The organism is Paenibacillus hebaui (genome assembly GCF_051934385.1).
In the GTDB taxonomy this organism is placed as follows: domain Bacteria; phylum Bacillota; class Bacilli; order Paenibacillales; family Paenibacillaceae; genus Paenibacillus.
Window position 1 is genome coordinate 6,809,679 of record NZ_CP196836.1, and the last position, 21,892, is coordinate 6,831,570.

The 21,892-nt window shown below is 48.9% G+C and carries 19 protein-coding genes; 4 read left to right on the plus strand and 15 right to left on the minus strand.

Annotated elements, in window-relative coordinates; translation table 11 throughout:
* Position 1: 1 nt before the first annotated feature.
* Together cydB and ACR32F_RS30620 are read right to left on the minus strand one after the other, a co-directional pair.
* Entirely contained in the window at positions 2-1,018 is a 1,017-nt protein-coding gene (cydB, locus tag ACR32F_RS30615; RefSeq protein ID WP_440120066.1) for a cytochrome d ubiquinol oxidase subunit II, read from the minus strand.
* Positions 1,002-2,417 carry a cytochrome ubiquinol oxidase subunit I gene (locus tag ACR32F_RS30620; RefSeq protein WP_440114130.1) on the minus strand — a complete coding sequence of 472 codons (1,416 nt, stop codon included), beginning with the start codon at positions 2,415-2,417 and terminating at the stop codon, positions 1,002-1,004. Before ACR32F_RS30620 ends, cydB begins: the two co-directional genes overlap by 17 nt.
* Positions 2,418-2,996: 579 nt before the next feature.
* Here ACR32F_RS30620 and ACR32F_RS30625 point away from each other — a divergent pair.
* Genes ACR32F_RS30625 through ACR32F_RS30640 form a run of 4 tightly spaced genes read left to right on the plus strand, consistent with a single transcriptional unit; the run spans position 2,997 to position 7,327 of the window.
* A complete protein-coding gene (locus ACR32F_RS30625; protein ID WP_440114133.1) occupies positions 2,997-4,295 on the plus strand; it encodes a hypothetical protein in 1,299 nt (432 codons plus the stop codon).
* Positions 4,295-5,224 carry a glycosyltransferase gene (locus ACR32F_RS30630; protein ID WP_440114136.1) on the plus strand — a complete coding sequence of 310 codons (930 nt, stop codon included), beginning with the start codon at positions 4,295-4,297 and terminating at the stop codon, positions 5,222-5,224. The genes ACR32F_RS30625 and ACR32F_RS30630 overlap by 1 nt, the downstream gene beginning before the upstream one ends.
* A 1-nt stretch (position 5,225) precedes the next feature.
* Positions 5,226-6,659: a glycosyltransferase family 4 protein gene (locus ACR32F_RS30635; RefSeq protein ID WP_440114139.1), complete on the plus strand. Its 1,434-nt coding sequence runs from the start codon at positions 5,226-5,228 to the stop codon at positions 6,657-6,659.
* A complete protein-coding gene (locus ACR32F_RS30640) occupies positions 6,656-7,327 on the plus strand; it encodes a class I SAM-dependent methyltransferase (protein WP_440114142.1) in 672 nt (223 codons plus the stop codon). Before ACR32F_RS30635 ends, ACR32F_RS30640 begins: the two co-directional genes overlap by 4 nt.
* 457 nt (positions 7,328-7,784) lie before the next feature.
* On the opposite strand, the gene ACR32F_RS30645 is transcribed toward ACR32F_RS30640, so the two are convergent.
* The 13 genes from ACR32F_RS30645 to ACR32F_RS30705 form a co-directional block, all read right to left on the minus strand.
* On the minus strand, positions 7,785-9,146 hold the full coding sequence (locus ACR32F_RS30645; RefSeq protein ID WP_440114145.1) for an MFS transporter: 1,362 nt from the start codon (positions 9,144-9,146) through the stop codon (positions 7,785-7,787).
* A 70-nt stretch (positions 9,147-9,216) separates the two neighbouring features.
* The gene (locus tag ACR32F_RS30650; RefSeq protein ID WP_440114148.1) at positions 9,217-10,395 is read right to left on the minus strand and encodes a winged helix-turn-helix domain-containing protein; all 1,179 of its coding nucleotides are present in this window, start codon (positions 10,393-10,395) and stop codon (positions 9,217-9,219) included.
* 242 nt (positions 10,396-10,637) lie between these two features.
* Positions 10,638-11,432: an ABC transporter ATP-binding protein gene (locus tag ACR32F_RS30655; protein ID WP_440114151.1), complete on the minus strand. Its 795-nt coding sequence runs from the start codon at positions 11,430-11,432 to the stop codon at positions 10,638-10,640.
* A gap of 2 nt (positions 11,433-11,434) precedes the next feature.
* A complete protein-coding gene (locus tag ACR32F_RS30660) occupies positions 11,435-12,298 on the minus strand; it encodes an ABC transporter permease (protein WP_440120067.1) in 864 nt (287 codons plus the stop codon).
* 148 nt (positions 12,299-12,446) lie between these two features.
* The gene (locus ACR32F_RS30665; protein ID WP_440114154.1) at positions 12,447-13,496 is read right to left on the minus strand and encodes an ABC transporter substrate-binding protein; all 1,050 of its coding nucleotides are present in this window, start codon (positions 13,494-13,496) and stop codon (positions 12,447-12,449) included.
* A gap of 334 nt (positions 13,497-13,830) precedes the next feature.
* A complete protein-coding gene (locus ACR32F_RS30670) occupies positions 13,831-14,685 on the minus strand; it encodes a phosphotransferase family protein (RefSeq protein ID WP_440114157.1) in 855 nt (284 codons plus the stop codon).
* A gap of 22 nt (positions 14,686-14,707) precedes the next feature.
* The gene (locus ACR32F_RS30675) at positions 14,708-15,280 is read right to left on the minus strand and encodes a TetR/AcrR family transcriptional regulator (RefSeq protein WP_440114160.1); all 573 of its coding nucleotides are present in this window, start codon (positions 15,278-15,280) and stop codon (positions 14,708-14,710) included.
* Positions 15,281-15,469: 189 nt separating this feature from the next.
* Complete coding sequence (locus tag ACR32F_RS30680; RefSeq protein WP_440120068.1) at positions 15,470-16,423, minus strand: Rpn family recombination-promoting nuclease/putative transposase; 954 nt, start codon at positions 16,421-16,423, stop codon at positions 15,470-15,472.
* A 196-nt stretch (positions 16,424-16,619) separates the two neighbouring features.
* Entirely contained in the window at positions 16,620-17,267 is a 648-nt protein-coding gene (locus ACR32F_RS30685) for a helix-turn-helix transcriptional regulator (RefSeq protein ID WP_440114163.1), read from the minus strand.
* A 12-nt stretch (positions 17,268-17,279) separates the two neighbouring features.
* Positions 17,280-18,167, minus strand: coding sequence for an oxygen-dependent tRNA uridine(34) hydroxylase TrhO (gene trhO, locus ACR32F_RS30690; RefSeq protein WP_440114165.1), 888 nt, complete (start codon positions 18,165-18,167; stop codon positions 17,280-17,282).
* 237 nt (positions 18,168-18,404) lie between these two features.
* Complete coding sequence (locus ACR32F_RS30695; protein WP_440114167.1) at positions 18,405-19,514, minus strand: hypothetical protein; 1,110 nt, start codon at positions 19,512-19,514, stop codon at positions 18,405-18,407.
* 56 nt (positions 19,515-19,570) lie between these two features.
* A complete protein-coding gene (locus ACR32F_RS30700; protein WP_440114170.1) occupies positions 19,571-21,076 on the minus strand; it encodes an ATP-binding protein in 1,506 nt (501 codons plus the stop codon).
* Positions 21,073-21,783 (minus strand): response regulator transcription factor, encoded by a 711-nt coding sequence (locus ACR32F_RS30705; RefSeq protein ID WP_440114173.1) that lies wholly within the window; start codon positions 21,781-21,783, stop codon positions 21,073-21,075. Before ACR32F_RS30705 ends, ACR32F_RS30700 begins: the two co-directional genes overlap by 4 nt.
* Positions 21,784-21,892: the final 109 nt, after the last annotated feature.

Genomic DNA, 21,892 nt, shown 5'->3' on the forward strand with positions numbered 1-21,892 from the left:
GTCAGTACTCCAGGTGATGCTGCTCGTTCAGACGTTTGCGGAAAATGTAGTAACTCCAGATCTGATAACCGAGTACAAACGGCAGCAAAGTACAAGCCACGATGGTCATCACTTTGAGTGAATAGGCACCGGATGCAGCATTGTAGACGGTCAGATCAAACGCCGGACCCAAGGAACTCACCATGACTCTTGGAAAAAGACCGATAAATACGGAGGCAAAAGCAATAGCAATCACGGCTCCCGTCATCCCGAACGCCCAGCCCTCACGTTTTTGACGAACGAAGTAGGCAGCCAATGCTAACGATACCGCTCCAAGTGTAACCATAATCCAGAGTGCCCATCCACGTACGGCGAACACATCGGTCATGAAGTATGTCATTCCTGCGTAGACCGCAAGGATTGCGGCCAGCGGCAGCATCAGTTTTTTCGCCGTATTCAAGGCACGTTCTCTGAGATCACCCACTGTCCGCAATGAAGCAAACAGCAGCCCATGAACCAGACACAGCAAGGTCACACTTAAACCACCCACGACGGAATACGGATTAACAATATCCAGGAATCCTGCGCGCATCTGCATCTCCCCATCAATGGGCAGACCCTTCATCAGTGTGGCAAAGACAACCCCGAACAAAAAAGGCAACAACGCACTGGAGACAACGATGATGACATCCCATGTTTTGCGCCAACGTTCATGTCTCATTTTGCTACGGAATTCAAAGGCCACTCCACGGCCAATCAAGGCCAGCAGTACCACAACAAGGGGCAGATAGAACCCGCTGAACAACGTGGCATACCAATGCGGGAAGGCTGCAAACATAGCGCCCCCTGCTGTAATCAGCCACACTTCGTTGCCATCCCAGAACGGGCCAATCGAGTTGATCAGGGTGCGGCGTTCACGATCCGTTTTGCCAATAATTCCGGTGGACATGCCCACTCCAAAATCAAAACCTTCCAGAAAGAAAAACCCTACGAACAAAACAGCAATCAACAAAAACCATAACTCACTTAGTGACAACAGAATAACCCCCATCCACGCCGAACGGATCGGCCGATTCATCGTGATCCTCCGGCTTATCGACTGCGTAAGGCCCTGCTTTGATTTCACGAACGAACAGATAAACCATCACTGCGCCCAGAATCGCATAAGTCGCTGTAAACGCGATGGTGGAGAACAAAATCTGCCCTGCGGACACATTCGGTGACACTCCGGCTTCAGTCGTCATGTACCCAAATACCGTCCACGGTTGCCTTCCTACCTCGGTCATAATCCAGCCCGCAGTATTGGCGATAAACGGCAGTGCAATGGCCCACACCATCAGACGCATAAACCACTTGCCCGCTCCCTCCAGCTTCCTGCGCATCGCCAGATAGGTACCGTATATAGCAAGCAGAATCATCAATCCGCCGGCAGCAATCATGATGCGGAAACTCCAGAAAGTTGTCCGTACCGGAGGAATGTAATCTCCTGGTCCGTACGTCTGCTCATACTCTGCCTGCAATTCCTTCATGCCTTTAACACTGCCGGAAAACTTGCTATAGGACAGATAACTGAGTAGTCCCGGAATTTTCAGCTCACCAGAACTCTCCTGCTTATCCGGATCAATAAATGCCACGACAGTCCAAGGCGCAGGATCTTCTGTTGTTGTCCATGTCCCTTCACTGGCAGCCATCTTCATCGGCTGTGTCTCGACCAGATATTGCGCCTGGAAGTGACCCGAGAAGGCAACACCGATTGAAGAAATAAGAGCAATGATGATGGCAATATTAAACGATTTGCGGAAGATCTCCACGTCTTGCTTCTTCATCAACTTGTAGGCACTAATTCCCGTCACCACAAATGCACCCGTCATTAACGCACCGAAGATGGTATGCGGGAACTCGACCAGCAGCTGACCATTCGTTATCAGTGCAAAGAAATCATTCATCTCGGCGCGGCCATTATTTATTTCGAATCCGACCGGATGCTGCATGAACGAGTTGGCTGCTAGAATCCACAGCGCAGACAGGAATGTACCCACGAATACTAGCCAAATACAAGCCAAATGCGCTTTTTTGGACAATCGATCCCATCCAAAAATCCAAATCCCAATAAAGGTAGACTCCATAAAAAACGCCAGCAAAGCTTCAATCGCCAGTGGCGCACCGAATACGTCCCCGACAAACCGGGAGTACTCCGACCAGTTCATACCGAACTGGAATTCTTGAAAAATACCTGTGACCACACCGACGGCAAAGTTAATCAAGAATAGCTTGCCCCAGAATTTGGCCATCGTTTTGTAAATTTCCTTACCCTTGACTACGTACAACGTCTCCATAATCGCTACCAGCAGCACCAGACCGATGGAAAGCGGCACAAAAAAGAAATGGAAAATCGTTGTAAGCGCATATTGGATACGCGACAACATGATCGGATCCATACCGTTACCCCTTCTTTCTGTTCATATCGCAGTTTTACATATCTGGCATTGAAGCTGCACCTTCGATGTCTGTTCGCCAAATACGTTTGATGAACGTATTGTGCCAGATTGGCTATTTTATACATGTGACAATTATCACAAAGTCTGCCAAGACAGTGAAAAAAAGTGACGCTGGTCACACAATAGATAAAATTCAGCCTAATCTTCAAGTGCGTGTTCAAAAAGTCTGTTTTTCAGTACCGAGAAGATGGAATGAAGCTAGAAATGGAGTAGCGGAGTGTAGGGAAAACGACGTGAGCAACTACAATGTTTCCGAAGGAAACAACCTTCGCAAGCATATGCTTATTCGGCTGAATTTCAACTTCGATGCTGATGATGCTGCTAGGCATGATTCGTAATCAAAAGCGGACTTTTTGAACAACCTCTTTAAGCTCGCCAGCTTCGTCTATTCACGGAAGTTGCTCATGTTTGGGACGGAACGCCCATATGTTAGAGTCAGGCATACAATGCGCAATGCTGTGAGGGCTTTACATATGGAGCATTTCTGCAAATCCAACAATAAAGTGAGGTGATGAACTGATGGAAGAACTTGCTCCACTCCCGGACTCGAAGCCCCAACAAGATATCCATGCAGGGCAAGTGGATACGGCACGATCCCCGATTCGTTATATTCTGTTCCCTCGAAAGGGGGGATGGTCCACGTTCCCCTATCCAGATATCACTGCTCTGCTGGCAGCCGAAGGGGTCGTCTACTACGTCAGCAGCCTGGAACGTTCTGAGGATATGCCTACGGCCATTACCGTAATTCCACTCTCTGAGGCAGAGAGCATGCTGCAGGAACCACACACCGTCGCGGTAGTGGCCCATCCCTACTGGCTTACGGCAACGGCTTCGCTTGAACCGGAGCTATGTATTGCACTGCTTCCCGAGCCGGTTGGTGATGAAATTGAGTCTCCCTTGTGGGAGAGCTGTATCTCTAAGCTGATCGGCATCTCCGATCTGGTGGGTACATCATCGGAAACACGGTACATGAAGCTCGTATTCCAGGGAGTACGCGCCATCTGGCTAAACGGAGAAGATCCTTCACCCGCTGGAACAATGCAAAAGGATGACCTTGAAGTCCCTCTTCGGGACTACGAACTGTTATTTCTGCATGCTCTGCGGCAGACCCTTTCGGGTGTCCAAGATACGGTAACCCCGCTTCAATGCAGTGTGCGGGCTGACTTCTACCGTCAGCTCCGATCCAAAACAGGAGCGCATGAGACGATTTCCTTTTTGCTGGCAGCCTATGAATATGTGCTGGGAGATTCCAGAGCAGCCGCTTCACTCAAGGAGTCATTCACCCATGCGGTAACGAGCGGGCGCAACGATAGTGTGAATTCACACTACCGCTTCCTCTCTGCCATTCACGCCAAAGCCGGGGAAATTGAAGAAGCCCTGCAGGTTTACGGAATCAGTGCAGGCAATGAACAGGAACGGCATCATTATGAACAACTCTGCCGCTGGCTGGAAGCCGGAGAAGATCAGCTCGTACGAGCGGAACTGCTGCGTCTGAATGACGACTATGGAACCGCCCTGCGCATACTGGATGAACTCGGTGGAGAAACGGCACGACATTGGAAGTTCCGCATTTATCAAGAGACCGGACGTGTGGAAGATGCGCTGGCACTGGTTCATGAGGTCGATATCCAGGATAGCCCCAGTCGCCGCGATTATCAGCAATTGTCGGGTACAGCCATGGCGCTACGCGGTGAACGTCACGGTGCAGTGAGGCAGTTTCTCGAAACGGCATTGGACGATGAAGATGCACTGGCCCAGATTGTAGAGATGGAACTGCTGGAACATGCCGTACAACAATTGCTGGGGGAGGTGCCATAATGCTGGACCCGAAGAAACGAAGGCAACATGTGAAGGGTCCGATTCTACAGTCGGTCAGCTCTGCCGGAGGAACCCTTTCTTCCACCGGAACACCGAACGAACCAAACAATCAGAACAGCGGCTATGCAGAAAATACTCTGGAAGACCAGGATAAGCCCAAGCAACAACAGGAAACCTCGGTGTTACAGGGGGAGTCCGCATCTATTCGCCGGGTTCGCAAAAGTCAGGACAACAAATTGACCGCCATGCTTCAGGTTCGCAATGAGCGTGGGCGATACCTTGAAGAAGTGTTGGACGATCTGAGTGAATTCGTGGATGAGATCGTCATTGTGGACGATGCCAGTACGGACGGAACACCTGATATATGCAGAGCTTATCCTAAAGTCGTTCGCCTGGAGGTGCTGGAAAAGCCATTATTTGCCGAGGAATGGAGACTGCGGAATGCTCTATGGCAAGCAGCTGCGGGTACCTCCCCAGATTGGCTGCTCTCGGTGGATGCCGATGAACTTTACAGTATGGAAGCCAAAGAAGCCATACGCGCTCTGATTAATCAGGAGTATGCGGACTGGATTGGATTCCGATTTTACGATATGTGGGGTGGCCGAACCCACTATCGGGAAGATGACCTCTGGGGTCTGCACAGAAGACATACGGCTTCACTTGTGCGCTACATGCCGGGTTATCCCTATTTTTATCCTCAGCAAAATCATCATGTGCCTCGTCTTCCGTTGCCCTGCACCGTATTACCGGGCATCAATACGGAGCTAAAGGTACAACACCTCGGCTGGTCGGGCAGCCTGGAGGATCGGGTCCGTAAATACTTGCGTTATAAACGCATTGATCCTAACGGGGAGTGGGGAAATCTGAAGCATTACGAGTCGATTCTGGACCCGGAGCCCCGGTTGATTCCCTGGAAGGAGGAGCGGTGAGATGGGCGTGATCAGCATTTTGACACACAGCTTCACCAATGGCTACAACCGGGAATTCGGCCGGGTATTTGGTGGTGGGCTGGAGCGTTATATTTTGGATCTGTGCAGTGTAATTCGCGGACTCGGACATATCCCGGAGGTTCATCAGTTGTCCTATTTCGAAGCGTTTCAGACCCGAACAGAACAAATCGATGTATTCGGTTATGCCTACGATATGAATGATGTGCCCGAAGCCTTCGCCCGAATGGCAGCAGCAGCACGCGGTCCCGTGATCTATGCAAGCTGTCTCTGGCAACCCATTGCCTACAAACCCGGCAGTCTCGGGATCTGCCATGGCATTAACTGGGATCGCCCAGGTCTGCCCCTGAATACCAAGCAACAGGTCGCCGAACACATCCAGCAGGCACTGGACGGACTTATACGTATCGTATCTGTGGATTCGCATTTTCAAACCTTTTGCCGGGCAGCATGTACTTTCAACGATCCCGGACAGGTTGTCCTCATTCCAAATACAGTCGATACGTCCTACTTCACCCCCGCACCACCCAGACGCACTTTCGAGCATGAACAGGAAGGCGAATGGCTTGCAGCATGGAAGAAAGATCTGGCGAGTCATGAAGAAAACGTTGGTGCAGCTATATCAGGACTTAATAAAACAAAACTGGGTGCAAAATGGAATAACGGAGAAGGCAGGCAAGCGGTGGTCAGCTCGGAGATCGCGGCAATCGATTATGAACTGCAAGTTCAGGACAGCAGTCCAGACCCCTATGGTTGGCAGCATGGTGTTACCAGCGATAAACCTCCCGAGAAGCAAGATGACGATAGCGTTGCTGTGAGACATAGGCCCCTCTCTCGTCCTCTGCGCGTTTTATATCCACGCCGCATTAGTATGGAGCGGGGGATTATTCCGATGATGCTGGCAGCAGACCGTCTACTGGGTGCCTTTCCTGATCTGGAGATTGAATTTGCCGGAGAGCTAGTCGAAGGCAGTACGGTGGGCCGATCCTTCCGCTATTGGCATCGTACTCACCCGCATGCGGATCGAATTATACAGCGCACCTATGATTTTCGGGACATTCGCGAGGCGTATCATCAGGCAGATATCGCTGTAATTCCAACGGTCTTCTCGGAAGGAACTTCCTATGCCTGTCTGGAAGCGATGAGCTGCGGGCTTCCCGTAGTTGCTTCTAATGTTGGCGGACTGAATGATCTGATTCAGGACGGTTTCAACGGTCTGTTGGTCCCTCCCGGCGAGGAGGCACTGACCGCTGCGCTAGTACGTCTCGTTCAAGACCGAGCAGAACGGGAACGGTTGGGTATTTACGCGCGTGAGACAGCACTGTCCTATGATTTATCCCATTGGCGGCGCAGATGGAGTACAGTGTTAACATCTTTTCTGGCAGAAGCAGGATTAAAGGAGGGAATTCGGGGATGATGGATATACCTGAACCAACTAAATTAATGGAATCAAGATACATTCGGGAGAGTGACCCCAAAACGAATACACTAATCTTTCCACTGCATCCGGCATGGTGGAGCCGCCCCTACGAATATGAATGGGCCCGTCAGTTCGCACGTCAGGACGACGTTGTGCTCGATGCTGCCTGTGGCATCTCCCATCCATTCAAATTTTGGCTCGCAGAACATTGCCAGGAAGTCCACGCCTGTGACTGGGATGAGCGTATTTTGTCTGAAGAAGCCATCAGGCTGGACATCGCCTCTGATTTTGGTGAGCAGGCAGCACGTAATCTACCGAATTCAAGCCTCGTCAAATTGCACCGCGCTCAGGCCAATCTAGCTCAGCTTCCGTATGAAGCCGGCAAATTTGACCGCGTGTTCTGCATCTCTGTATTGGAGCATCTGGATGCAGGCACGATGCTGCGAGCTTTTCGTGAGTTCGCCAGGGTGCTGAAGCCGGATGGAAAGTTAATCGCAACCTTCGATGTGCCCGAGATGCGTCCCGATCTACTGGAGACGATCATGGCTGTCACTGGACTGACCATTGAAGGCAAGCTGATCGTGGACGAACCGGACGATGCCATCTGGTCTGACATGTATGGCGCGCCGATTCGCTGTTTCCGGGCAGTCATTCGCAAGGAATGATATAAGTTGAGTCTAGATAAGTTAAACGAATGATTTTACACTAGGCCGCTGGCGGTCAGAACAATCCTCCGATGGAAGTCCGATAGTGGACAACTGAGCTTACACAGTTGCTTATTTGAGCATTTTGCATAGATCCAAAGAGTGTCTTCCAATCAGCAATATCTAGATCGCAATGCCTCTATTCGTCTATACTTCGGTTGGATCGGGGTGCTTCTTCCCGTCCAACTCTTTTACCCGGAGCGAGTTAAATCGAATGATGCAAATCTGATTCCCCTTAAAATTAGAGGTGTACCAGCAGCATTTTGCACTGGGCTGCAGCGCACCATGCGGCGTGCCAAGCAACGCAAGCACTCAATACATCACAACGCAGAAATAGCCACCTTCGGATAACCCCGAAGGTGGCTATTTCTGCATTTATTATGCTACTGCTGCAACAATAATCGGCAGCGCAAGAGGTTCAAGCTGGTTCCTGCGGAAGCACCTTTGTCACTTCCGACCCGAGAGGTTGTTTCACCTCCCACAAGATGCGCTGTAGCAGTATGCCGACGAGACCGATCACTAGCGTAGCGAGACCGATATATTGAAAAGTGGGACTCGGCCCTGCGGCACGAATTAAGGCACCTCCTGCAAGCGGGGCAATGACAAGCACCACACTGGACAGTGAATTTTGGATGCCGAAGACGCGCCCTACATAGGCAGGAGGAGTTTCTTTTTGCAGCAAATAATTCAGCGTTACCATGAAGAGTCCATTACCCAGTCCGATGCACAGACCCCAGATGATAACCCAAATTTCGGGTGTTTGTGGGCCGATCCACCCCAATGCAGCGATTCCGGCACCCACTAACAGATATCCTCCACCAAGTCCCCACCCATAACCAATTCTCGGCAGCCGATTTAACAGCAGGATGATGACTACTGCCCCCGCGCCTGCCGATGAACCCAACCAGCCGAGCAGTGATTCATTGCCCGGCTTGATCTCCCGAAACAGGGTCGTAAACTGATAATCGATCATGAGAATAGCCATGAGTCCAAAACAGCCAAACAAAATCGTGCTCAGAACGGTGCGGTTGCGACGTATAAAATGCCAGCCTTGCTGCCACTGGGTGAAGAAGGATTCCGATCCATCCTTTGTGCCCACAGCACTTCCGTCTGATACAGCAAATTCCTGCCTCTCCACTAAACGGCGTAAGGGCCATAACACCGCACCCGACAACAGACGGGTACAGGCATTAATGACAATACAGATTTGTGGTGAAAAAAAGGCCAAAATGACTGCACCCAAAAGCGGTCCCGCAACTTTCGAACACTGGTTCACAAAACCGTTCAGGGACGAAGCCTGAAACAAATGCTCCTCTGCCACCACCTGGCGGGTTAACGCCTGCTGGGCCGGAACATGGAACACTCCCATCGTGGCCCGCAGGGCAAGAAGTGGAAGCAACCATACTGGACTCGGCGCAAACAAAATAGCCACAGTCAGAATCACCGTGATCACATCGCACAGCATCATGATCCTCACTTTGTGCAGTCGATCAGCCAGTGCACCTGCAACGGAGCCCAGTAATATGCCCGGGACAGCCATACAGACAGGAATAAGCGCGATGATCAGCGGATCAGCACCCCACCGATAAGCAACCATCACCTGGATGGCGAGCGCATCGAACCAGTCTCCAAACGTGGCCAGCGAGTATGCGATAAACATACGAACAAACCGAAGGTTGCTCCATAAACGTGTGGATGGCTCGGCAGATGAGTCTTTTGATGGAATGGTTGATTCTGTAGATTCATTAGATGGAGTGGACTCATTGGAAATGATGGTCATACGTGTGCTTCCTCCCTTGATTACAGCCGCTTGCGGATCTGTATGTTCCTTGGCTGTAATCATAAGGGTGTTATATCAGAGGAAGATCAGAGGATGGGGGGACAGGGGATAAAAAGTTGCGTACTTCATCCACAATCTGCTGTCCATATGCGGGAACACCGTAAGCTTTGCCGATCTCTGCATACACTTGACGATATTTGCTCTGAAGTCTGCCTTCGATGCGATGATGCGCCATAAACAGCAGGACCTGATATGCAGAATTGAGATATAGCGGCGCGTTCAACGACATCTTCAATACGTCCAGACCGTCATCCATTCTAAGTTCCGCTTCACGAACTCGTCCTTGCCGAAGCAACCATAACCCTTCCATCACCTGAAAACGTCCGATCTCCCGCAGATACGGAGCATCCTTTAATCCTGCTCGCAGGACTGCCATCTGAGCCTCAACGGCTTCACCGCTTCCACCCCACAGTTCCACATACAACGCTGCAAGGGCTACCGTCAGTCTGAAATTAACCAGCTCGTCTGTTTCCATCACCCGATAGGTTTCTTCCAACTGCTCCTTGGCTCGCAGATACTGACCCGTCTCAGCATAGATGTCTATGATGTTCAGGATGCGAAGCTCACGGCGTTGATCGGCAGACAGGACAGACGAATTCAGAGCCTGCTCATATAAGGCCAAACTTTCCGATGGTTCAACCAGGGCATGCACATAGATCAGCAACCAATATAGACGCTCTTCAAAGGGGAATTCATCAGTTGTACTCAGCCACTCCAAATCTCCTTGTATAAAATGAATATACATCTGATAGTACGGGACAATCTGAACGCCAAGAGCCTCCTGCTGTTGAACCAGCATTTGGATGGAGTTACCCTGGCCAAACAAATGATATTTGCGGAGCAGTCCATGAATGATTTCTTGCATCTCCGGATCATGAGCAGATGGGTTGGTGGGGAGGCTGGCCCTGTTTTCGCGTAAGGAAAGTCGATAACCGTAACCACGTACCGTATCCAGACTGATCTCATCCCAACGTTTCAGTTTCTTACGCAATCGATAGATATGATCATCCACGGTGCGTTCAACCGGATATTCCAGCGGCCATACCCGGTCCAGCAGTTGGCTGCGCGTAAAGGCTTTTTCCTTGTTCCCATACAGAAAATGCAGCAGTGCAAATTCCTTGGCGAGCAGGCAAATGGAATCCGTACGTCGTGTTACGGTATATGTCCCTTCATCAAATTGCAAAGACATGCCTAGTTCCCCCCATGTATATTCGCTAATCCGAAATGATATAGATTCAATCTATCGGTTCTCTTCGATGCCCTATTCAATGTCTCTTCATTCTTCTTCATTGTTCTTTCCACTTATTCCAACGTAATTCTCATCGTGTTCAACATACCACAAAAACCCTTTGCGAGAACGCAAAAGGTTTCTGTAATAAAGAGCTTGTTATGGCATGAACGCCTATTCTTGGAACAAGTTATCTCCTTACCTTAACCCAACACAACGCGATCATCCGCCATCTTTTTACCGCTAATACGCTCGAATTCGCCCAGCAGCTCAGGTACGGTCAGTGTACGTTTGCGCTCTTCGCTGACATCCAGAATAATTCGGCCTTTGTCCATCATGATCAAACGGTTACCCAGACGAATTGCTTGTTCCATATTGTGCGTCACCATCAGAGTAGTTAATCTCATCTCACGCACAAGTGTCTCCGTTAGTTCCGTGATTAGTTCGGCACGTGAAGGATCAAGCGCGGCCGTATGCTCATCAAGCAGCAGAATCTGCGGTTGGGTAAAGGTTGCCATCAGCAAGCTAAGTGCCTGCCGCTCTCCGCCAGACAAGAGGCCCACTTTCGCGTTAGTTCGCTTCTCTAGTCCAATGCCCAGCTTCTCCAATTGGGCGTTGAAAATCTCCCGTCTGGTACGGGTCACCCCGAAGCCCAGTCCGCGTCCTTTGCCGCGTTTGTATGCCATCGCCATATTCTCTTCGATGGACATATGCGGTGCCGTTCCTGCCATCGGGTCCTGAAACACCCGTCCAATCCAGCTGCTGCGCTTGTGCTCAGGCAGGTTCTTAATCGAACGGTCATTGATCAGCACATCACCCATGTCCGGCTTCATCACGCCCGAAATGATGTTCATCAGCGTGGATTTACCGGCTCCATTACTGCCAATCACCGTCACAAAGTCTCCCGGATTCATCGTCAGATTCACGCCAACCAGCGCGGTCTTCTCGTCCGTAGTGCCGGGATTGAACAATTTGGTCACTTGCGTAATTTCCAGCATGATTACATCCCCCCCTTCGCCTGTTGACCACCGGTTCGCATCAACTCTTCCGTTCGTTTGCGAGCCAAGCTTCGCTGCTTCATGGAGCGCCGCAAAGAAGGGAACACCAGAGCGATAATGACAATGACAGCAGTGATCAGCTTCAGGTCAGACGTGTTGAACCAGTCTACTTCCAATGCCAACGCAACTACGATTCGGTATATAATTGAGCCGACTACAGCCGCGAGTGTAGCCCAGAATACCGTTCTTGCACCGAGAATGGCTTCCCCGATGATGACTGAAGCCAGTCCAATAACGATCATACCAATCCCGCTTGTGATGTCGGCAAAGCCTGCTTGCTGCGCAATAAAAGCGCCAGATAGAGCAACCAATCCATTGGACAAACTAACACCCACAATGGTGGTCACATCTGTATTTGCCCCAAAGCTGCGAATCATGCGTTTGTTATCACCTGTGGCGCGGAGCGCAAGTCCAATATCTGTTTTCATGAACAGATCCAGCATGATTTTGAACAAAAGTACCACCACAATAATAATGACCATGACATGTTCACCCGAAAATGGATTATCCATGCCCATAATGGATTTATTCGGCGACCCGCCCAAAATACGCATATTTATGGAGTACAGGGCGATCATCATCAATATTCCGGATAACAATCCGTTAATTTTTCCTTTGGTATGCAACAGGCCTGTACATGCGCCAGCCACCATGCCTCCAGCCATTGCCGCCAAACAGGCGAGCCAAGGAGAGAAGTCATTGGATATCATAACCGCCGCAATTGCGCCTCCTGTTGTAAAACTCCCGTCTACGGTAAGATCAGGGAAATCCAGAATGCGGAACGTAATATACACGCCCAGTGCCATCAGGGCATATAACAGTCCCAACTCGATTGCCCCTTCAATTGAATTCCAACTTATACTCACGCAAGTTCCCCCTGTCTATCGAAAAGAATGAGGCGAACCCGTTGCCCGTCCGCCTCGTATCTATCTGCTGGATGATCACCCAGTCAGATTATTGAATCATGTTATTGGCTTGATCCTTCACTTCCGCCTTCATCTCGTCTGTAACCGTGATGCCTTGGGCTTCAGCCGCTTTTAGGTTCAGGATCAGATCCAGCTTATCCGGAACAGTGACTTTCATATCACCAGGTTTCGTACCATTTTTCAGAATGTCCGCGGCCATCTCACCAACTTGATATCCGTGGTCATAGTATTTGAAACCAACTGTTGCGAATGCACCCTTCTCAACGGTATCCCGATCACTAGAGAAGAACGGAATTTTGTTACTGTTCGCCGTTTGGATAATGGTGTCGACCGCACTCACGACAGAGTTATCGAGCGTAATGTAGAAGGCGTCTACTTTGCCAACGAGAGAATCCGTCGCCTGTTTTACTTCGGATGTATTCGTAACTGGTGCTTTGACCAGCTTGATATTATGGGTCGCCAGCGCTTTTTCTGCGTTATCTGCCATAACCACCGCATTCGGTTCACCTTCGTTAATGACCAAACCTACCGTTTTCACATCCGGCAGATTTTTGGCGATAAAGTCAGCCAATTGTACAATAGCCTCCGGATTGGTATCCGATGCACCTGTAACGTTGCCGCCCGGCTTATCCATATCACTCACCAGTTTAGCGCCAAGTGGATCTGTTACCGCAGCGAACAGCAATGGCTTGTCCTTCACTTGTTGAGCCAGAGCCAGTGCAGATGGCGTTGCAATCCCGAGTACGAGTTCATTCTTGGAATCGCCCGAGATTTTCTGTGCAATGGACAGGTTGTTCGTCGAATCACCCTGCGCGTTATTGTAATCAATTTTGAGGTTCTTGTTCTCTTCAATGCCTGCATCCTTCAGCGCTGCAATAAAACCTTCGCGTGTAGCGTCCAGAGATGGATGTTCAACAATTTGGGAGATGGCAATCTGATATGATTTCTCTGCGCTGCCTTCCCCTGCTGTACTCCCCGACCCTTCGGATTCCGAGCCTGTACCGCTGTTATTTCCGCAACCTGCTGCTACGATCATTGATGCAACCATCATCAGTGACATCCAGAATTTCTTTTTCATGTGTGAGAACCCCTCTCCATCTTATAAAATGTAGTTACCCTTATCGCTATTCCATTGACACGATAGGGCGGGACAAAACGAACGCTTCAACGCATTGTTGCTTTGATCGACAAAAGCAGACAAATATAGACTTTTCTCATGCGACTGAAGTCCATGACCCGTGTTGTTTTATTGTTTCCCTAATATTAAGGTGCGTCCCGATTTCCGTCAATGGTTGAACCGCTTCCAATTTTCTTTTATCGTCATATGGTGATAGAAAACATTACATATTGCAAAAAGCCACCCACAAATGGCTGTAGATGGCACCTTCGGCGCGACAGTATATAAGGTACTACTAAAGAGTGGAGATTCTTCTTCTAATCTCGTTCATGAGCAATGTTTTCTCTGCATCGGATATGGCATCCGCAATCAGCTTGCGTGCTGCAACAGGTGCAATCCAGGGTTCAACATCTGCATAACCAATCCCCGACAGCTTCTCATACTCCTCCATAAAGACCTGAATGCTGGCCTCTCTCGTGGCATCGAGAACAACCGTCGCTTCATGTGGCAGATGCGGAGGCAGTATGGCGTATCGAATCATAATAATGTATTCGGCCAAGTCCGCTTCCGGATTCCCCGTTGAGGCATTGTTCCAGTCAATAATGACTGCATCATTGTCCCTGAGCAGTATGTTACCTGGATTTGGATCACCGTGACATAACTGCTGCTTCATGGGCAATTGATCCAATTGGGCAATCACAGCAGCTTTCTCTGCCTCAGACAAGTATTGTGCTTCGACAATATTATGCTTAACATTGTCCCGCTGACTCGGCATATGGTCCACTGAATGGGAATGAATCTGGTGAAAAAGCTGTGCTGTAATCCGAGCATTCACGAAGTCTTCCGTGACATCCAAAGGCTTCTGCATTCTGGACTGCTCAACTGCTCTGTCTACAAAGCGATGCATGATCGTCTCGCCATCAATCCGTTCAAATACAATACCTGCTCGACCTTCAACAGTCACCAGATCATATGGTTTAGGAACCGGCAACCCACACGCCGAAGCCATTCGACAGTGATGAAGTTCGGCCTCCAAAGCAGCCGTGATAGTGTTAGGTTTGGCCAGCTTGACGATCTTACTGCCATCTTCCCATTCGAATACTTCTGCACATCCGCCCTCACCAATTTTGTTGCCGAGCCTATGGACCATCTTGCTCACTCCCTCATTGGATTTAATAAGTGAGACCTTCCTTGTGCAACAACATCTCGTACATTTCCCGGATCATCTCAATCGCTTCATTCATGTCCAGCTCCAAGGTGTGCGAGTTCAGAAGTGTCCCAATGCCAATTAGATAGATTGTAAGTTTAAGAAAAATGCGCTTGAGTTGCTCTACGGATACATCTTGCAAGCGCTTGCTATATCTCATATAAAACGTGGTTAATTCTTCACCCAGAAATTGATCGGTGTGGGGATTGTATTGTCGGTATCCCGAGAGATACAACGTTCGAAATAGCTGCTTCTCGTTCTGTGCAAAGTACAGGAATCCAATGGTCAGGTTCAAAGCAGGAGAATTAGCATCGTCCTTATATTCCACCATACTGTGCCGAGCAAATTCGGCAGCCTTGTCATACACGCTTGATTTCAACTCTTCAATGTTACTGTAGAGACTATATATCGGTTGGGTAGAACAATGGAGCGCCTGAGCAACGTTTCGCGCAGTTAGCGCCTCCAAGCCTTGGGTCCGTACAAGCTCAAAGGCGGCGGATAACACTTTTTCTTGCGTAATCTCGGATTTGGGTGGCATATGTTTCTCCTTCCCTTGTTAATAACACATGTTATATAACGTATGTTATTATGAGTGAATTCATGTGTCAAGTTACTTACGGGATGAGATTTTCTCACATTTGAAATCTTCAAAAAAAAGAGGCAACCCTCCCCATGTACTTTGGGTAAAAGTCGCCTTATATCAATCAAAGGATAGCTCCAGAGTGCTTTATTCCTTTTCTTTTTGCAGTTCCTCTAATTCAGACGATGTTAGTCCGGTAGCCTTAATAATAGTAGCCTGATCAAGACCTAAAGTGAGCATATTCATTGCGATTTTCCGCTTGCTCTCAGCTTCACCTTCTTTGATCCCTTCTTTGATTCCTTCTTTGATTCCTTCTTTGATTCCTTCTTTGATCCCTTCTTCGATTCCTTTTTGAATTCCTTCCTCCATGCCTTTCTTGAGACCCTCTTCTCGTGCGCCCTCAATCATGGAAGCTTCGTCCCATAGAAATTTCTGACGGTCGATATATCGTTGACGCGCTTGCTCATCCTGGCTCAGAAACTCCAATACACTCATGGCTTTTTTCAAAGCCGGTTCCGGTTCGTGCATCATTAACGCCTCCCAGCTTGATTTAGTCATTCCTTTCAGAAATAACAGCCAACGCACCAATCCATCCTTCATTTGAATATTTTCATCATTCAGCTTTGGTATTTCCATAAAATGAATCTCTATAACATCCGTCAACGGAATATCGGTATGGTCTTCTCTTAAATGAAATACGTTGTGGTACTGGTCATTAGCGAGCATTTTGAAATTAACAATGTTGATCGCAACGCATTTTTTGAGTTGACTATATCTCTGTCCTTCAAGTAATTGTCCGGAATATTGTTTACCCCAATAGAACAAAGTCCTCTTCTCTAAATCATACTGATTAAACAACTGCATTTCAACATTAATTAGCTCACCTTGATCTGTTTTGGCCCGTATGTCCAGAATGGACTGTTTATCTCTCGGGGTATCCTTTTCCAGATAAGGGTTGATCAACACAATTTCGGTCAGTAAGGATTCACCTGCATTTTTGAAGGTGTGATTTAGAAAAGCCAGAAGAACATCCTTATTCTCTTCACTTCCAAAGATTCGTTTGAACACATAATCGTTCTTGGGATCAAGCAACTCTGTCATCATTATTCACTCCTACGCGCAAAATGAACAGGATATATCTGCTGAAGTATCAGCAAATATAAGGATGCGAACATGCACTGGATGTTAGCTTCATTATAACACGCATCGCCATATTAAAATAGCGTTTATACGTAATTTATTAACAAAAAAAGAGACTATCTCGACGAATCGAAACAATCTCTTGTTTATAAACCAGTTAATTCCCCGACGCTTCGCGAATCTCATACTTGCACCTTTTGCCGCCATCGGCGTAACATTCGGTACGCTCCACCTCGGCTTGAAGCAGCGAGCGGAACAGTTCCAGTTCACAGCGGCAAGCCTGCTTGTAGACACTCGCGACTTGCACAATCGGGCAGTTCATTTCCGTAATGACGTAGGTTCCATCTTCTTCTCTGGAAGCATCCGCCATATATCCGTTGGCATTCTGAATTCGCGCGAGTTCCTCCACCCGTCCGGCCAGATCCTGGCCCTCCATCTGTGGCAATCCGCTGCGAAGCAGCTTGTCCCGGCGACTCTCGAACAACGCATCCACCACACCACTGCCAGCTGAGTCAGATAACTCCTCAAGCAATTCCAGGGTCAGGGAAGAATATGACTTTGGAAAATAGCTGTCCCCGCGTACCGTCAAGTGGTACACCGAGGATGGGCGTCCTGCCGTAGCCCGGGCCTCCCGAACCTCAATCCAGCCGTCCTGCTCCAGCGCCGTCAGATGTCGGCGGATGGCCATTCCGGTCAGACCCAGCTCAGCTGTCATTTCCCTCGCGGTCAATGTACCTTGCTGCTTCAGCATGAACAAAATACGTTCACGCGTCGTTCGTTCCTCTTCGCGCTTCACAATCAGCACCTGCTCTCCTGCTTATGCGTGTACCGGTGCTACCTCCCGGCAGGCATCCGAACAAAAGCGGTTATGCGTCTCTTCGCAATCCTCACAGCTTATATGCTGCAGGTTGCAGGTTGGACAATTAATATATCGGTCATGTGTCGTTCCACAGTGATAACAGCTGGCAATGACGATATCCTCGTCCGTCCGGTTAATCGGCACGGAGATCCGCTCGTCAAACACATAACATTTACCATCGAACAAACGACCTTGCACCTCCGGGTCTTTACCGTAAGTAACAATACCACCGTCCAATTGGGCAACGTCCTGGAATCCTTCTTTCATCAGGAAGCCAGTCAGTTTCTCACAGCGGATACCGCCTGTGCAATACGTAATGACCTTTTTATCTTTCAGATCACCCAGGTTCTCACGAATCCACTCCGGGAATTCACGGAATGATTCCACATCAGGGCGAATCGCTCCTCGGAAATGACCAATCTCATATTCATAATCGTTACGACCGTCAATCACGACCACATCGTCTTGTTGAAGCTGTTCATAGAACTCCTTCGGAGACAGACGTTTGCCGCTGAGTACATTCGGGTCGAGCTCTTCTTCATAACGAAACGTAACCAGCTCTGCTTTGTGACGAACAAATATTTTTTTGAACGCATGCTCTTCCACGTCATCAATCTTGAACACCATATCGCTGAACAGCGGGTTCGCAAGCATGTCATTCATGTATTGTTCTGTCTGTTCAGGCGTTCCGGATACGGTACCGTTAATGCCTTCTGATGCAATCAGAATACGGCCTTTTACACCCAGGTCCTTACAGTATTGCAGATGTTCTTGCGTAAACGTCTCGGGGTCTTCAATCTTCACGAACTTATAATATAAAAGCACGCGGTACGCGCTGTTACACATGTATATCACCTGTTCCTATTCCATGTTGTTATTAGCCGGATCATCCGGCAAGACGACTACGTTGCACCCTTACTTCTAAAAAAGAAAAGAAACAGCCGCCCGAAACATCGTCTCGAACTGCTGCCTGACATTCGACTTTTATTCCTGCATTCTAGTTTATCGGAAGCGGAATAGCTTAGTCAATATAAATGTATAGAAAGGGATGAAAGATATGGAACATCTACTGCACCAACCATCCTATTCCGAGATCGTAATGACCGAAGTCAAAAAGTGATACGCTTCATTCTCCAATACGGCCTGCGATAACAGAATCTTGTTGCCCTCCGGGCTCCAGGCGACCGGATCAGAGGCATTGTCCATATCAGCTGAGATCTGGAACTGTTCGGCAGATTCTGTATTGGATATGAACAAGCCCTTCTCGTCGTCACTCTCGGAATTGATCGTATAGGCGATTTTGGAATCATCGCCAGACCAGCTCGTGCCAAAGATTTGCGTGCCTCTGGCAAGCGTGGCTTTTTCATTACCTTCCAGATCGGTAAGCACCAGCGCCCGTTTGGTATCCGCTGTTTTTTTCACAATCGCCAGCCGGGTTCCATCATTGGAGGGAATGACCCACTCCACACTTTTCAGCACCTGTTTCACTTCATCGGTCTTTGTGTCGTATACATTCAGCTGGCCGTCTTCACCCGTAATATAATAGATCATATCGCCTGAAACCTTGATGCTTCGTACATTGAAGTTGCCTGTCTCCACCAGCACTTTCGTTGTACCGTCCTTACTTGCCGAGATGAGATCACCTTTCATATTGGGAAAAACGACATGGTCATGATCCAGCCACGCACCCTCTTGGATGAAACCATCCTCCTTGCCAGCCGCAGTGGTCTCCCCGTTATGGAGGTTCAGAAAGTAACCTTTGCCCGTATTTTCCTCCGGCTCCCGGTAGAAAATATACTGGCTATCTGGTGAAACCAAAGGTGCTCCCAAATTGGCTTCACTTTCCTTCAGTAGCGTATCCGTTCCTTTGGTCAAATCATACATGTATAAGTTATGCGGGTATCGCTTCTGTCCTTCAACGGTGACTGGCTTCAATGACTTGTTTTCCTTATCCGATACAATCCAATCATCACTAAGCCATGCGACCCCGCGCATATTCGGCAGTTTGTCGATCTTCTCCAGCTTAAAACTCTGGTACACCGACGTGTTCGTATTCTCTTTTACCGTAATGTCTGTGCCCGTTTTCCCGCCTTGTGCATTGCCCCCCGGCTCCGTTGTTCCCCCGCATGCTACTGTCGTGAGCAAGGTGATTGCCCCGAACGTACCCAAGGCTACTTGTTTCCAATTCATCATGGTCCCCCCTGATTTCTCCGCTATAGACCAAGCATACACATGTCATACTTCCAAAGTTATTCAGACTTGTTTCGAACTTGTAAACTTGAATCGGCCAAAGGGAATATGAGCTGGAACGTCACACCTTCCCCATTCTGTGGATCGTCCGGCAGCAATGTAATTGTACCGCCTTGTTTCTCGACAAATTGCTTGACGAGGGATAAGCCCAGCCCGGTTCCACCGGTTTTCCTGGCCCTGTCTTTGTTGACCGTATAAAAGGGTTCAAAAATCTTCTCCTGCGCCTCTGCCGGAATCGGCGTACCTGAATTGAAGATGTGAATGATCGCTTGATGCTCCTGTATTCGCATCTCATTGCTTACCCGGATGACGCCCCCGGGCATATTATATTTGATGGCATTATCCAGCAAATTGATGAAAATATGCATGAGGCTCTCCCGATCACTGCGGATCATCGCAGGCTGCAGATTCAGTTCCATTTTCAGCGCAAACTTCTCAGCCTTACCCCGCATCCGACCACAGGCATCCTCAAGCAGCGCACGAATCTCTACATCCTCCGCCTGATTCTCGAAATCATATTTCTCCAGGGCAGATAAATGCAGCACTTTCTCCACCATCTCGTATAGTCGCTCGGTTTCCTTGCCGATATTATTCGTGGCATCATCAAGCAATTGCGGATCATCCTTATACATGTCCAATAACTCCACATAGGCCTTGATTGACGTCAGCGGCGTCTTGAATTCATGGCTAATGTTGCCGATATATTGTTTCTGCTGCTGTTCCAGAGCCTGAAGCTTCTCAATCGCCAGTTGAAGTTTCTGCTGTTCTGCATGCATGGCCGCTATATTTTGTTGAATGGATGTGCTCATATAATAAATGCCCTGTCCCAGCTCCCCCAGTTCATCCTTGCGCCTCACAGGCGATTCTGCAATATAGTTGCCCTCACGGATGGAATCGGCAGACTTCTTCAAACGGGATATCGCAACAGCAAACCGATTATAGAACAGGTATCCCAATATGAAGCTCAGCCCCACAACGGTAATGCCCGCCCACATAAACAACTGTAGGATACGAGCATGGAATTCATGGTAGCTCTGAACCGGATATTGCATGCGAACCACACCCATTTGTCCATCTGGCCCATCCAGTGGCGCCGCATACAGTAGAGTATCGCCCTGCTCGTGGTATGCAATTTTATTTTGCAGCGCATATGCCAGCGTTTCCTGGATTTTGGCGCTTTCCCCGGATGTAATCGATGATCCAACCTGTTGTCCGTTCATATCATAGAGCGCTATAGGCAATCCTGTAGAATTGGCAAGTTCCTGTGCCAGCCTGCGACCATTTTGTTGTAAAAAGACTTCCTGCTCCAGCCGAACGGACTCGGTGTAGTAGGACTGCCTTACATTCAAATTAACCAGCCGTGTCTGCTGGGACAAAATGCCTTCAATTTGCGTTTGCTGGTTGCGCTCAATACCTCGCAGCACGAGAGAACTAAGCACAACTACTGTGAGAATCAGCAATGCCGCCAGAAAAACACTGAACTTCAGCTTGATGCTGACTCTCATACAGCCCCGCCCAATTCAGGAGCAGATGCCTTGTAACCAATCCCGTATACGGTCTGCAATTTTTGCTGATCCGTATCCCCGATTTTTTTGCGCAAACGCTGGATATGAATGTCCACCGTGCGTGTGCCCCCGGCATATTCCATGCCCCACACCCGATCGAGTAAATCATCCCGCGTGTACACCCGCTCAGCATTGGACATGAGAATCGTCAGCAGGTCGAACTCTTTTGGTGTCAGATCCAGCTTCTCCTCATTCACGGTCACCGTTCGGTGAGCAACATGTATACGCAGTGCGCCATTCACGATGGCCTGATTCTTCTGGTCGTCAGGGGGTGAACTGCTTTTCTCGACACGGCGCATTAGCGCTTTCACCCTTGCGAGCAGTTCACGGATCTCGAATGGTTTGGTCATGTAATCATCCGCGCCCATCTCCAGGCCGACGATTTTGTCCACGATATCATTTTTGACCGTTAGCAAAATAATGCCGATATCATCCCGGTCCTCCAGCCTGCGGCATACGCCATATCCATCCAGTTTGGGCATCATTACATCCAGAATCATGACCTGTGGTTGAAACGATGTAACTTTGACGAGTGCTTCCTCCCCGTCATTCGCCGTATCTACTTCATATCCTTCGCGCCGCAGCGCATACGCAATAGCACTGACAATGCTTGATTCGTCATCGACAACCAACACTTTTTTATTCATGGGATTCATCCTTTACGTTACATGGGATAACTTCGATTGCATTACCATCTTCTGAGCGCTGTTATAAAGGTTAAGCATATGCTTCCGGAGCAGCTTTCTTACAGAAAGC

Coding starts and splice junctions, on each gene's coding strand:
- ACR32F_RS30660 (WP_440120067.1), bottom strand. CDS start 12,298: ATGGCACTGGGCGTGTATATTACGTTCCGCATTCTGGATTTCCCTGAT.
- ACR32F_RS30645 (WP_440114145.1), bottom strand. CDS start 9,146: ATGACCATCATTTCCAATGAGTCCACTCCATCTAATGAATCTACAGAA.
- ACR32F_RS30635 (WP_440114139.1), top strand. CDS start 5,226: ATGGGCGTGATCAGCATTTTGACACACAGCTTCACCAATGGCTACAAC.
- ACR32F_RS30700 (WP_440114170.1), bottom strand. CDS start 21,076: ATGAGAGTCAGCATCAAGCTGAAGTTCAGTGTTTTTCTGGCGGCATTG.
- ACR32F_RS30655 (WP_440114151.1), bottom strand. CDS start 11,432: ATGCTGGAAATTACGCAAGTGACCAAATTGTTCAATCCCGGCACTACG.
- ACR32F_RS30705 (WP_440114173.1), bottom strand. CDS start 21,783: ATGAATAAAAAAGTGTTGGTTGTCGATGACGAATCAAGCATTGTCAGT.
- ACR32F_RS30630 (WP_440114136.1), top strand. CDS start 4,295: ATGCTGGACCCGAAGAAACGAAGGCAACATGTGAAGGGTCCGATTCTA.
- ACR32F_RS30675 (WP_440114160.1), bottom strand. CDS start 15,280: ATGCCACCCAAATCCGAGATTACGCAAGAAAAAGTGTTATCCGCCGCC.
- ACR32F_RS30640 (WP_440114142.1), top strand. CDS start 6,656: ATGATGGATATACCTGAACCAACTAAATTAATGGAATCAAGATACATT.
- trhO (WP_440114165.1), bottom strand. CDS start 18,167: ATGTGTAACAGCGCGTACCGCGTGCTTTTATATTATAAGTTCGTGAAG.
- ACR32F_RS30625 (WP_440114133.1), top strand. CDS start 2,997: ATGGAAGAACTTGCTCCACTCCCGGACTCGAAGCCCCAACAAGATATC.
- ACR32F_RS30665 (WP_440114154.1), bottom strand. CDS start 13,496: ATGAAAAAGAAATTCTGGATGTCACTGATGATGGTTGCATCAATGATC.
- ACR32F_RS30695 (WP_440114167.1), bottom strand. CDS start 19,514: ATGATGAATTGGAAACAAGTAGCCTTGGGTACGTTCGGGGCAATCACC.
- ACR32F_RS30620 (WP_440114130.1), bottom strand. CDS start 2,417: ATGGATCCGATCATGTTGTCGCGTATCCAATATGCGCTTACAACGATT.
- ACR32F_RS30680 (WP_440120068.1), bottom strand. CDS start 16,423: ATGACAGAGTTGCTTGATCCCAAGAACGATTATGTGTTCAAACGAATC.
- ACR32F_RS30650 (WP_440114148.1), bottom strand. CDS start 10,395: ATGTCTTTGCAATTTGATGAAGGGACATATACCGTAACACGACGTACG.
- ACR32F_RS30670 (WP_440114157.1), bottom strand. CDS start 14,685: ATGGTCCATAGGCTCGGCAACAAAATTGGTGAGGGCGGATGTGCAGAA.